Origin of the sequence: Thalassospira sp. UBA1131 (assembly GCF_002311515.1) — a bacterium.
Taxonomy (GTDB): domain Bacteria; phylum Pseudomonadota; class Alphaproteobacteria; order Rhodospirillales; family Thalassospiraceae; genus Thalassospira.
Genome location: NZ_DCAO01000044.1, coordinates 105,560 through 117,085, shown reverse-complemented (window position 1 = coordinate 117,085; position 11,526 = coordinate 105,560). Strand labels below are relative to the sequence as shown.

At 56.3% G+C, this 11,526-nt stretch carries 13 protein-coding genes; 1 reads left to right on the top strand and 12 read right to left on the bottom strand.

Going from position 1 to position 11,526, the window contains the following annotated elements:
- From B3Z49_RS07285 to B3Z49_RS07235, 11 genes are all read right to left on the bottom strand, one after another.
- A partial coding sequence (locus tag B3Z49_RS07285) for a MaoC family dehydratase (protein WP_296989450.1) occupies window positions 1-308 on the bottom strand: 308 nt, incomplete at its 3' end.
- Window positions 309-431: 123 nt separating this feature from the next.
- On the bottom strand, window positions 432-1,310 hold the full coding sequence (locus B3Z49_RS07280; RefSeq protein WP_296989447.1) for an HpcH/HpaI aldolase/citrate lyase family protein: 879 nt from the start codon (window positions 1,308-1,310) through the stop codon (window positions 432-434).
- A 125-nt stretch (window positions 1,311-1,435) separates the two neighbouring features.
- Window positions 1,436-2,350 carry an HlyD family secretion protein gene (locus tag B3Z49_RS07275; protein WP_296989445.1) on the bottom strand — a complete coding sequence of 305 codons (915 nt, stop codon included), beginning with the start codon at window positions 2,348-2,350 and terminating at the stop codon, window positions 1,436-1,438.
- Between the two features lie 8 nt (window positions 2,351-2,358).
- Window positions 2,359-2,562: a DUF1656 domain-containing protein gene (locus B3Z49_RS07270; RefSeq protein WP_210515380.1), complete on the bottom strand. Its 204-nt coding sequence runs from the start codon at window positions 2,560-2,562 to the stop codon at window positions 2,359-2,361.
- Window positions 2,559-4,652 carry an FUSC family protein gene (locus B3Z49_RS07265; protein WP_296989440.1) on the bottom strand — a complete coding sequence of 698 codons (2,094 nt, stop codon included), beginning with the start codon at window positions 4,650-4,652 and terminating at the stop codon, window positions 2,559-2,561. Before B3Z49_RS07265 ends, B3Z49_RS07270 begins: the two co-directional genes overlap by 4 nt.
- Window positions 4,653-4,667: 15 nt before the next feature.
- On the bottom strand, window positions 4,668-5,126 hold the full coding sequence (locus B3Z49_RS07260) for a MarR family winged helix-turn-helix transcriptional regulator (protein ID WP_008888462.1): 459 nt from the start codon (window positions 5,124-5,126) through the stop codon (window positions 4,668-4,670).
- Between the two features lie 143 nt (window positions 5,127-5,269).
- Entirely contained in the window at window positions 5,270-6,352 is a 1,083-nt protein-coding gene (locus B3Z49_RS07255) for a serine hydrolase domain-containing protein (protein WP_296989438.1), read from the bottom strand.
- A 122-nt stretch (window positions 6,353-6,474) separates the two neighbouring features.
- Complete coding sequence (locus tag B3Z49_RS07250) at window positions 6,475-6,807, bottom strand: hypothetical protein (protein ID WP_296989436.1); 333 nt, start codon at window positions 6,805-6,807, stop codon at window positions 6,475-6,477.
- A gap of 39 nt (window positions 6,808-6,846) precedes the next feature.
- Window positions 6,847-7,410, bottom strand: coding sequence for an EndoU domain-containing protein (locus tag B3Z49_RS07245; RefSeq protein WP_296989434.1), 564 nt, complete (start codon window positions 7,408-7,410; stop codon window positions 6,847-6,849).
- A gap of 28 nt (window positions 7,411-7,438) precedes the next feature.
- A complete protein-coding gene (locus tag B3Z49_RS07240; protein WP_296989432.1) occupies window positions 7,439-8,815 on the bottom strand; it encodes an ATP-binding protein in 1,377 nt (458 codons plus the stop codon).
- Between the two features lie 199 nt (window positions 8,816-9,014).
- Window positions 9,015-9,869 (bottom strand): alpha/beta fold hydrolase, encoded by an 855-nt coding sequence (locus B3Z49_RS07235; RefSeq protein WP_296989428.1) that lies wholly within the window; start codon window positions 9,867-9,869, stop codon window positions 9,015-9,017.
- A 133-nt stretch (window positions 9,870-10,002) separates the two neighbouring features.
- Here B3Z49_RS07235 and B3Z49_RS07230 point away from each other — a divergent pair, with 133 nt between their 5' ends.
- On the top strand, window positions 10,003-10,884 hold the full coding sequence (locus B3Z49_RS07230; RefSeq protein ID WP_296989426.1) for a LysR family transcriptional regulator: 882 nt from the start codon (window positions 10,003-10,005) through the stop codon (window positions 10,882-10,884).
- Between the two features lie 150 nt (window positions 10,885-11,034).
- On the opposite strand, the gene B3Z49_RS07225 is transcribed toward B3Z49_RS07230, so the two are convergent.
- Window positions 11,035-11,526: hypothetical protein (locus B3Z49_RS07225; RefSeq protein WP_296989424.1), on the bottom strand; the 492-nt coding region annotated here is incomplete at its 5' end.

Below are 11,526 nucleotides of genomic sequence, written 5' to 3'. Positions count from 1 at the left end.
GTATCGCCGGGATAGACCGGAACACCAAACACGCCCCCGGCATAACCGAGATTGGCCACTGCATTCAAAGACACATCGGGCACCGTCTTGCCAAACACCATGTGAAACGCCAGCAAATCATCGACGGGTGCGGCCTTATAACCGATGCTTTGGGCAAACTCGTCAGACGACTGCACGGCAAAGCGCGGGCCATAAAGCCCGGTATAAAGCGCGACATCCCCGCTTGTGATTGTGCGCGGCGTGGCATGGCGGATTTCCTGTCCGATCTGGAAATCCTCAAAATAATTGCCCGCGTTGGTCTTTGACATTCGATTGCCTCCCTGAAAGGCCGGATTTTCTGTAAAACACCGGTGCGCGCCAGTTTGGCTGTCTTGAATGCAGCCATTTTCGTTACTCGGCGCGACCCGTTTTGTCTGATGCTGTTGCTGCGCTTAGGCGGCGTCCATTTCCGCGATCAAATCGGCCATCGCGACCAGTTTCTTGGCCGACACCACATGCAGATTTTCAATCAGCTTGCCATCGACCACGACCACACCCTTGCCCGCCGCACTGGCGTCTTCGTGCGCAGCAATGATTTTACGCGCCCATTCGATCTCGGCCTCTGCCGGGGCAAAGGCTTCGTTGGCCGCTGCAATGGTTTTGGGATGAATAAGCGTCTTGCCATCAAAGCCAAACTCGCGCCCCTGCTTGCAGGATGCGGCAAACCCGGCATCGTCGGACAGATCAAGATGCACACCATCAAGGATCGCAAGCCCATAGGCGCGTGCCGCCAACAGACACAGACCAAGGCTGGTCACCATCGGCAAACGGTCCGGGGTATGCGCACAGTTCAAATCCTTGGCAAGATCGGACGTCCCCATGACAAACCCGCCAAGACGCGGATGGGCCCCGGCAATTTCCTTGGCATTGAGCATCGCAAGCGGCGTTTCCATCATGCACCAGATGGTCATGCCCGCATGCGCGCCTTCGGCCTCCATGATATTGGCAACCTGTCGCACCGTATCGGCACTTTCGACCTTGGGCAGCAGAATGGCATCCGCCGATGTTTTGGCGGCCGCGACAATATCGGCATAGCCCCACGGCGTGTTCAGGCCATTGGTGCGGATCTGGATTTCGCGTTTGCCATAGCCGCCCTCGGAAAGCGCGCTTACAATCTGATCCCGCGCGGTATCCTTGGCATCGGGTGCCACCGCATCCTCAAGATCCAGAATAAGCCCGTCGGCCGGAAGGCTTCTGCCCTTTTCAAGGGCACGCGCATTTGATCCCGGCATATACAAAACAGAACGGCGCGGACGTGGGGCAGCAGCCATCAGGAATCTCCCGTTTGATAATATTCGTACAATATTTGATATTTATTTTTACGAAAATTACCCAAACTCGCTTTTCACTGCAAGCCACTTTTTGCGGTGCGGCATGATGATGTCGCGCTCTTCTCCTAGAACAATAGCTTCGGGCTCAGCCCGGCAAAACTACTTTGCGCATTTTCATCCTCGACTGTCACGATTGCACTGCGCCCGGCAACAAGGCGCACATCCCCAGGCACGTCTTCAAGTTCGACCCGGACCGGAACGCGCTGCGCCAATCTTACCCAGCTAAAGGTCGGTTTGACCTGTGCCAGTCCGGCAGAGCTGCCGGAACGCTCGCTATCCTGAATGCCCCTTGCGATGCTGACGACATGGCCATGCAAAGGCTGGTCTTCGCCCATCAGCATCACGTTGACCCGATCGCCAATCGCAATGCGCGGCAATTTGTTTTCTTCAAAATAGCCCGCGACATAGAACGAGTTGCTATCGACAAGCGCTGCTATCGGGCTGCCCGCACCAACATATGCCCCGCGCCTGAGCGAGAAGTTGGTAACAACCCCATCAACCGGCGCGACCACCCGGGTACGCGCAAGGTTCAATTGCGCAAGCGACAAGTCCGCACGCGCCAGATCAACATCGGCCTGCGCAGTCGCAAGGCCGGTTTTTACCTGTTCTTTTTTCTGATCACTGACAACATCGCGATCAAGCTCGCTATAGCGTGAAACTTCGCGTTTGGCCTGATCGCGCGCGGCAATCGCATTTTCAAGTTTGGCCTGCGCCTGATTGACTGCCACCTGATAGCGCGCCGGATCAATGGCAAACAGAACGTCACCTGCCTTGACCGGCTGGTTATCCTTCACCATCACCTCTGAGACCAGTCCGCCAATATCAGGCGCGATTGAAATCACATCGGCACTCACGCGACCATCCCGGGTCCAGGGTTCGTTCATGTAATAATCATACAGATGCCATCCGCCAACACAGGCAATTAGCACCAGCAATGCCGTAAACCCGATGCGCAGGCTTTTCAAAAGAGTGTTTTTCATAACAGTACCTATTTCAGAAAGACGGCCGAAAGCCCGGTCAGGATCAGCACATAAAGCGCAAGGTCAGTCAGCGCCGGATGAACGGTGATTTTGTAAAAACCGATCTGCGCCAGACCAAATCGGGTGACCTTCAGGCACCCCCATGCAGCAATGGCCAAAGCCAGAACGGTCGGAACATACAGGCCGTAAAGATTGAGTGTCGGATTGATCATGCTGTTTCTCCCATGATCGTCGGCTGGGCTGGCAACATGCCGCCGCCGGAATGTTTGCGCAGGCGTGGTACGCCTGCTTTTGAAAGCGTGCGACGCAAGGCAACCAACGGCAAAACAAGCCGTTCGCGCTCTGCCGCTGCCAAATCACTGACCGCCATGCGAAGAAGGTTGTCGACCTCCTCGACAATCCATGGATCGGGCAACCGGTCCGGATCGGTCAGGCGTGCCTCGAAATGGCGCGCAATCGACCGCAACAGCACCTTGATGCGATCTGAAACCGGCTTGTTGGCAAACAAAGTCGCCATACGCAGATCATAAAGTGCGGAGGCGATGGAGACTTCCGGCATCACCCGAATCAGGGTGTCGCGACGCTGCGGTGCCATTGCCAACCTCGGTAGGATCAAGCCCTGCCGATCCAGCAACCGTCGCACAAGGATCAAACGCCCATGCGCGAACGATCCACGTGCAACCGCTGCGATGTCACGCCAGTTGGCGCGAACCAGACGCATGATCGACTGGTCTGCCGGCACGACCCGGATCAGGGCAATGGCAACAGCCGCCGCGGCAAAGCCGATCAGGGATGCGACGCCACCGCCCAGAATGCTCTCGATATCGCTACTAAAGGTCGTATCAAGGTTCAGGATCATGACAAGGTTGACCACCATCGCCAGTCCGAACCCATAGGTCACCTGCGATGTCATGAACACACCAAGCACAATGCAGTAAGGCGCGAACGACAGAACCAACAGCGGAAAGCCATCAATACCCGGCAGGATCATCAGATTGTAAAAAACAACCCCGCCAACCGCGATCGTGGTGTAGCGCATAAAGCCTTTAAGCGCCGGAACAGGATTATCCAGAAACGACATGATCGAACTGCCAACCGCCGCCATCATCGCTGCGGTCCCACCGGCATTCCAGCCAGTGGCGATCCAAAAGGCACAAACCGCAATGACCGCCACCATTGCGGCAATACCGCTGCGCACGGCCCCATTGGCATCGCGGTCCATGCCCTCGGCACCTGCAGCTCCGTACCAGCGGCCAAGCAGGTCAGACGGGGCTTTGCCCGCACGAATACCGTCCCACAAAACGCGGCAGTCATGATGGAAATCCAACAACCGGTGCAACCGGTCACACAGATTGATCATCAAAAGCCCGCCCCAATCATCTGCCAGGCGGATTTGATCGCGGAATGCTGTCACGCCGTGATGCAAATCAGCGACCAAAGCCGGATCATGGCTCTCTTGATTGACGTGCTTGATAATGTCATCGCACAGACGACGCAGTTCTTCTGGCACCCTCACATCGGCCGCCTTAAGGGCCGTCAGGCGATCATGCACTGCAAAGCAAACCGGCAGCAGAGACGCCATAGCACTTTGCAAGGCCTGCAATTCCCGGGTTTGCCCGGCAAAGCGGGATTTTTCATAACCCAGATGCAACGCCATGCCGCGCAACTCGCCAAGGTCGCTCGCAATCCGCGCCCGGTCGCGGTCAAGCTGGTCGGGGTCCATATCAGCATCAAAACTTTCGGTCACCAGTTTGGCAACATCGCCCATCCAGCCATCAATCTGCGCGGCAATAACCGGACCGAGATGGCGCGGCAGGATGATGTGGCCTACCAACGTCGCGCACAGAATACCAAGGGTGATTTCCTGAAAACGGGCAATCGCGGTTGGAAACACACCGATTGGGTCGGTCACCGACGGAAAACCGATCAGGGCAACCGTATACCCGGCCAGCATCAGGACATAACTGCGCGGGGTGCGATCAAGGCGGGCAAAGAACAGGCACACGCCAACCCAAAGTGCCAAAACAGCGCTCAGCACCACCGGCGCATTAACCAGATTGGGGATCAGGATGACCGCGACCACGGCACCAAGCAGGGTGCCCAAAACACGATAAACCGCCTTGGATGCCAGAACCCCGGAAAGTGGGTGGGCAACAATATAAACCGTCGCCATCGACCAGACCGGGCGATCAAGATCGAACGCCATGGCGATATAAAGTGCCAGCATCGAGGCAGCGAACGTCTTGACCGAGAAAATCCAGTCGACTGGTTTCGGCCGGAAAGACAGGATGTTTTGTAACATGCCGGGTCCTCCTGCCTATTGTGACCGGTCACGCGCATCCAGTTGGGTCAGCAACTCGCGCATGACATCAAGGGTGATGTTCAGATGCTCTTCAGAAACATTTGCGGTCAGTTCTCCGCGCAAATTGCCCAACAAAGCTTCTATCTCGACGGCCTTTTCACGGCCCGCATCGGTCAGGGCAACCATCTTGGCACGGCGATCACTGGGATCAGAGACACGCGTAACCAAACCGTCTCGTTCAAGCTGATCGATGACGCGGACCAGTGACGGGCCCTCGACACCGATTTCCTCGGCGATCAAGCCTTGGCGTACCGCACCGCCATGGCGATGCAAAACGATCAGCGGCATGACCATGGTCTGCGAAAGGCCATGCGCCTGAAGGGTGCGATTGACCTCGCGCTGCCAACAACGCGCTACGCGCATCAGGGCACTTCCAAGGGTCAAATAAGGGGTGTTTTGATCAATATTTTCCATGTCCGAACCATAACAGAGAAATTCGTTAGAATTCTAACTATTATAATCCTATCAGTTGTGACCTGCATGCATAGGTGCGCCCTTGCCTTATGCATATCTGCATAAGCTTGATAGAAAAACATCGATAAAACAGGGAGATAAACCTATTCCGGCTTGCCGAACAAACCGGTCATCAGCATGCTGGTTACGGATGGTACTTCATTGAGCGCCCGGCCATTGGCCAGAAACACCACCACCGTGTCCTGCTCCGGGAACCAGGAAAACTCGGCGGAATAGCCAAAATAGATGCCGTCATGGCCCCAGACCGGGCCCCAGTCGCTTGAACCGATCATAAGCCCATAGCCATAAGACCCGTCACCGGCAAAAACCGTATCGGTCGTTGCCCGTTCGATCGCGTTCGGGCCCAGAAGCACACCCTCAACAAAAAGCGCACGGGCGAATTTGACCAGATCTTCAGTCGTTGAAATCACCCCGCCATCGGCCAGTTGATCGCCGACATCGTAATCGGTGACGTCTTCAAGTTGCCCGTCGCCATTGCCATCATCAAAGCCCCGTGCCAGCGATGCAGGCCGGGGATACCGGCCAAAGGATGTATTGATCATCTCGGCCGGTTCGAAAATCCGCCGGTTAAACACTGCCTCGATATGGTCACCCTCAACCGCCTCGATCATGACGCCAAGCAAGATAAAGTTGCTGTTGGATGGCGCATAGTTTGTTCCCGGCGCGAAATAGGCTTCCCGATCGGCAATCAGCGGCAACAGTTCGACATTGCGCCAGCCATGCTGCGGGTCACGCCCGACCAGCTCAAAAAAGAACTCGCCATCAAGATAATCGGGAATGCCCGAACTGTTGCGCAGCAAATCACGAATGGTCGCGCGATCGGCATTGGCAATGCGATCACGGAAGGCCTCGGGCAGGTATTTGCCAATCGGATCGGCCAGATCAATCCGCTTTTCGGATGCCAGTTGCAGGGTCACAACCGCCGTCATCATTTTGGTCAGTGATCCGATATAAAACTGCCGATCCCGCGTCATGCCGGTTTCGGGTCGGACACTGGCATAACCGGTCGCGGCATAGCGCACATTGCCCTCGCCATACCCAATCGCCACTACGGCGCCGGGAAGACCAGCATGCTCAACATATTGATGCAGGAATTTTTCCAGCGGGTCAGATGGCGCTTCCTTGGTGCTTGCGCTTTGCGCCCATGCGGGATGGCTCGCGGACATGACAAATGCCACCGCCAATATCGCCATCGCACATGCGGGAATACGCCAGAATGCCGGGTTCAAATCGCTTTACTCATCCTGTCCAACCACGCCCAGCTTCGGGCAAATTGCTTTCCGCCCGGTTAATCCGGACTTTCCGAGAGCTTTGATATCCAGGCCCGCAGCCCCGCCTCAAGATCATTGGTGCGGACCGTTACCGGGCTTTCACCCGCTTCGTCATAAACCGGCGCGATCTCGGTTGTGTCCGGCCCGACCTTCAGAATGTAGGCATTCATCGCCATTTCCCAAGAGGCTTCAAGACCTTGGCGTACCTTGCCAACGCGCAAAAGCACCTCAGCCGCCCATTGGTCCGCACGCCCGATATCCATCACAAGGCAAGCCGCAATCCGGTCATGCCCCGGATCATTGTCAACCTTGCCCGGCCAGTCGGGCAGCGGAAAATCACCGGCTGTCATTATAAATGTCTTTCATCACCTGCCGTTTGCCACCCTTGATCAATACAGCGGAAAGGCCGTGTTGATATTGCCCGCATTTGCCCCGTGACTGAGTGTGGCAAAGGCGATGTAAAACAGCACATCTTCCGATGGACCAACGCAATACCCATTACTCGATCCGCCTTCAGGTCGATTGAACCCGCAAGATGCCCAATGCGGCGCGCCGGTTGGGCAGGTCACCTGATGGTCATAGGCATAGATAATGGATTTCTCCACCTCCGCCTGACTGCATGTGTCGGGGTACATGGTCGAAAATTTGGATGGGTTGGGTCCATCGGGGTTCACCAGTGTGATGGTCGCGCCGTAAACGCCACTGGCATTGGGTTCTTGCGTGATCTTCACATCCGCAACGCTTGCCGGATTGATACCGTCCGGGCGGGAATGAAATCCCTTGGCCCGATTGCCATCGACCTCACCGCAAAAGACATGCTCGATATTGATCGGCGGTGTGGTGTTACTCCAATGCGGCTCGGCGGGGCAGGCAACCTGTGCCTGCGCAAACGCAATCCCCGGCAAGACCATCCCGGCAAAAAAGCAGAGGCAAAACCGTAAAAACCCAGTCATCAAAGACCTCCTTTCCCGCGCGCACACATCAAAGCTGCGAAAATTCAAGCCCGATACGAAGGGCCAGCACACTGGCCGGTTCAAAACGCATCGGCACCCCGCCAAGCTTCCCGCCATGCCATTGCGCCTTGGTCAGGACAAACGCCCCAAGTGGCAAGGCATGACTGCCCCGGAAATTAACCAGGGCGCGGATTTCCTTGGGCTTGCGGATCGCCTCATCGCGCCACAAGCAGTGATAGGCAAAAAGCGGCGTGCCGGAACGGCGATCAAGGAACACAAACGGCACCTCATATTGCCCCCAGCGCGCGTAATAAAGGCTTTCCATCCCGACACTTGATGTCAGGAACTGAGTCTGGATCGCGGTTTCCGCCAACCGTGTGATGGTCGCACTATCAGACGCCCGAACGCCAATCAAACCGGTGCGCAAGCCCGGATGAATGAGGTGCACCTTAAACGCCACCGCGCGCTGAAACGGTTTGGCATCCTGATCGACACGTTCAAGACGGCGCACCAGCCAGGCACTTTCAAGATATTCGAGATACCGCCGAAGCGTATTCTTGGCGATATCAAGCTCGCGCGCCAGCCCCTCGATCGAAAATTCCGACCCGGTGTTATAGGCCAGAAGCGCAAACAACCGATGCAAATCCGACGGGCTTGAAATGCCATGCAGGCCCGGCAAATCGGAATGCAATGACCGGTGAATCGCCCCGGCCTCGCCATTGGCGGCATGAAAGCCGCCTTCGTTGATGTAATCCTCAAACAGGTCGTTGAGCGCCACCAAACCGTCCGGTACATCGGCGGTATAGCGCCCGACATTTGGCGTTTCGGGCAAGACATCACTGGGTGCTATGCCCTTTTGCTCAAGATACTCGGCAAAGCTGAAGGGCGGTAAAAACAGGCTCTGGATATATTCGGCATTATCCCCGGCTGGCGCCAGCGCACTGACCGCGACCACGCGTAACATCGGATCGGCCGCCAGCAGTTTGATCAGGCTGGCCTCCCAGTCGCGCTGATAGGACACCTCGTCGATAAACAGCCAAAGCGGATGATCGGCCGAAATACCGCGCATGGAGCGCAGCAGCTTCGGCAAACGCGGCAGGTCGACCTCAAGAAACAGCGGATGTTCAAGCGAGATATAGCAAACATGGCGTCTGGGCGTGTCGGCATTCAAAAGCTCCGCCACGGCCTGACGCATCATCACGGTCTTGCCCACCCCGCGTGGGCCCGTCAGAACAACCGCCTTCTGCCCGTCATTCTTTTCAATTGCCGCCCAGAACCGCTTGAAAAACGCCCGCTGCGGCAGGCCTTGCACCTGATCATCGGTGACGCCATCCCACCACGGGTTATCAAGCATCAAACGATGCAGAAAATCCTGTTCGCCGGGATGCTCGATCATGGTCGTCATATGGTGCTCCCCAAAAGCTGCCTGCCCTATAGCGCACTATATGGGCAATTTTTCCGACTTTGCCGGAAAAACCTTTAAATTAGGTATAGTGATAAACGCTATTTGGGGGTTTTGCCGCAAGGAACTGCAAACAAAAGAAAAACCGGACCCCACCCACAGTGGCAAAGTCCGGTTCCATGAATGTCGGGCCGATATCCGCTCAGGCGTCGCGATGCCGGCTGAGGAAATCAAGGATCAGCGCGTTGATTTCATCAGGTTTGTCTTCAAGCGCAAAATGCGCCGCCCCTTCCACAAGGCTCAACTCCGATCCCGGAATATCGCCATGCAGACGTTTCGCCCAATCGGGCGTCTGCCAGGCATCCTGCGCGCCCCAGATCAGCTTGACCGGCTTGGTGCCAAGCTCGCCCAACCGGTCCGCCACCTTCATTGTATGGATCGGGTCATATTGGCGGATTTGATGTTGAAACAGGCTCGCCTGACCAATCGGGCCGGAAATGTAATCGACATAGGTTTCAAGCGCTGTGCCCTCGAACCGCTTCTGATCAACCACGGCTGATTTCACCCAGTCACGGAAATGCGCCCGGTGTTCTGCATCCGGCGCCTTGGCCAGAACATCAAGCCCGGCCTCCATCTGCTGGCGTGTGCGTTTGGACGGATAGCTGTCATAACTGACCGCATCAATCAGGGTGATGGTCCGTGCAACATCCGGGCGAAACACGCCGACCTGCTGGGCAATCGCCCCGCCAAAGTCATGACCGACGATATGGGCCGATGTCAGGCCCCAGTGATCCATCAACCCTTCCAGAATCGGCAGCTGCCCACTGATAGATGTATCGATTTCCGGATCCCATGGCCGTTCCGACAGCCCGTATCCCAGCAAATCAAACAAATGCACCTTGTATCCCGCAGTCACCAGCGGCTCGATGCTATCGCGCCAGATCAGGGATGATGACGGCGTACCATGCAGTAAAATGACAGGTACCCCATCGCCATACATCCCATGGGCAATACGTGTGTTATTCATCAGAACATGATCGGTTGCGACCGGCTTCATCGGGTTCTCCTTATCTCGGGAAATCTGTTGATACCCCGATGATGGGCTGCGCCTTGCCATGACACAAATGAATAGATATCATTTTATCATCTGAAATTGTCATGCAGCACGCCCGTCAGGAAAGACCCTCGCCATGCCCCGTCTTGATATCGCAAGCCTCGAAGCGCTTTGCGCCATTGCCGATCATGGCGGTATCACCCGCGCGGCCGATCACCTTGCCCTGTCGCAATCAGCAATCTCGCACAAGATCAAACGGCTCGAGGACGGGCTGGGCTACGCCATTCTCGATCGCCGCGCCGGCGGGGCCAAATTCACCCGCGAAGGTCAACAATTACTCGTCTATGGCCGGCGTATTCTTGCCATTCACGAAGAAGCCCTGATCAGCCTGGCGCGCAAACCGCTGAAAGGTCGCCTGCGCCTTGGCATGACCGAGGACATGGCCAATAACGGCCTGCCCGGCATTCTGGGTCATTTCAAAAAGCTCTATCCCGACGTCGCGGTCAGCACCACCACTGCCCAAAGCCTGCATATCGCGCATCAGCTTGAAAACCGCGAAATTGATCTTGGCGTCTTTGATCTGTTTGATCATCTCAAACGCCCGACCGATATCGCCCTCCGCCAGACACCGCTGCACTGGGTCAAGGCTCCTGATTTCGAACTCGACGGGTCAAAACCGATCCCGTTTCTGGCGTTTGATCCGGATTGTTTTTATCAGAAATGGGCGATGGAAACCGGCCTGACCCACGCATCAGGATTTGAAACGATCCTGACCTGTGCCAGCAGCAACGCCATTGTGTCTGCCGTTGCATCCGGGCTTGGCGTTGCCCTGATCGGCGATCACTGCCTGACACCTGATATTCAGGTCATTTCCGATGCCTTCCCATCCCCGCCAATGGTCACGACCGTGATCCGGACATCTCGTCAGGCCCACGGCGAACCCACAACCGCGCTGAAAAACGTCATCCGCGACGCCTTTGCCCCGGCCATGAGCACGGCGCAAAAATGCATCGCTTGATCCGCCCCCAATAACCAGACAAAACAAAACCGGACCTTGGGAAAGGTCCGGTTTATGTGTTTGACGACGATCTCACATTACTAACGCGAGGGGGGATTTGGGGTAGCTGTTAAAACCGCCGTCAATCTCTTCAAAATACTCTGCTCGTGCTTAGGCCTTCGGCCCATCCGTTTTGGTATCGTCCGGCTTGCTGTCATTATCGGCCTTACCGGCTTCGTCATCCTCTTTCATCTTTTTGAATTCGGATGCCATACGGTAATCGCCAGATGCGACAAAACCTTCCATCGAACCGGTGCGCCGTTCCAGATCGTCAAACTGCTCGCGCAGGTCTTCCATCCAGCTTTCTTCATAATCAACGCCAACCGTCGGGCGCTCGTTTGCGGCATCTGCCGTGCTGTTGTTCTGGCGGGCTGCACGTCCGGCCGATGTGCTTTGGCCGGCACCGCGTACTTTACCGCGCAGAGCATCAAACCAGTGCGGATGATGGACATAGGCCCATGCCAGACCAAACAGCATCACGCCAACCGGGAAGCTGAAGATCAGGACCAGAATAAAGGCAATCAGCACCCCTTTGCGCGGAATGCCAAAGGCTTCTGAAATGCCGCGCGTGGTACGGCCGATCACACCATGACGCCTGGAACC

What these genes read in the sequence shown, in the direction of transcription:
- B3Z49_RS07280 (WP_296989447.1), bottom strand. Translation starts at nt 1,310, where the DNA reads ATGGCTGCTGCCCCACGTCCGCGCCGTTCTGTTTTGTATATGCCGGGA.
- B3Z49_RS07275 (WP_296989445.1), bottom strand. Translation starts at nt 2,350, where the DNA reads ATGAAAAACACTCTTTTGAAAAGCCTGCGCATCGGGTTTACGGCATTG.
- B3Z49_RS07270 (WP_210515380.1), bottom strand. Translation starts at nt 2,562, where the DNA reads ATGATCAATCCGACACTCAATCTTTACGGCCTGTATGTTCCGACCGTT.
- B3Z49_RS07265 (WP_296989440.1), bottom strand. Translation starts at nt 4,652, where the DNA reads ATGTTACAAAACATCCTGTCTTTCCGGCCGAAACCAGTCGACTGGATT.
- B3Z49_RS07260 (WP_008888462.1), bottom strand. Translation starts at nt 5,126, where the DNA reads ATGGAAAATATTGATCAAAACACCCCTTATTTGACCCTTGGAAGTGCC.
- B3Z49_RS07255 (WP_296989438.1), bottom strand. Translation starts at nt 6,352, where the DNA reads ATGTCCGCGAGCCATCCCGCATGGGCGCAAAGCGCAAGCACCAAGGAA.
- B3Z49_RS07250 (WP_296989436.1), bottom strand. Translation starts at nt 6,807, where the DNA reads ATGACAGCCGGTGATTTTCCGCTGCCCGACTGGCCGGGCAAGGTTGAC.
- B3Z49_RS07245 (WP_296989434.1), bottom strand. Translation starts at nt 7,410, where the DNA reads ATGACTGGGTTTTTACGGTTTTGCCTCTGCTTTTTTGCCGGGATGGTC.
- B3Z49_RS07240 (WP_296989432.1), bottom strand. Translation starts at nt 8,815, where the DNA reads ATGACGACCATGATCGAGCATCCCGGCGAACAGGATTTTCTGCATCGT.
- B3Z49_RS07235 (WP_296989428.1), bottom strand. Translation starts at nt 9,869, where the DNA reads ATGAAGCCGGTCGCAACCGATCATGTTCTGATGAATAACACACGTATT.
- B3Z49_RS07230 (WP_296989426.1), top strand. Translation starts at nt 10,003, where the DNA reads ATGCCCCGTCTTGATATCGCAAGCCTCGAAGCGCTTTGCGCCATTGCC.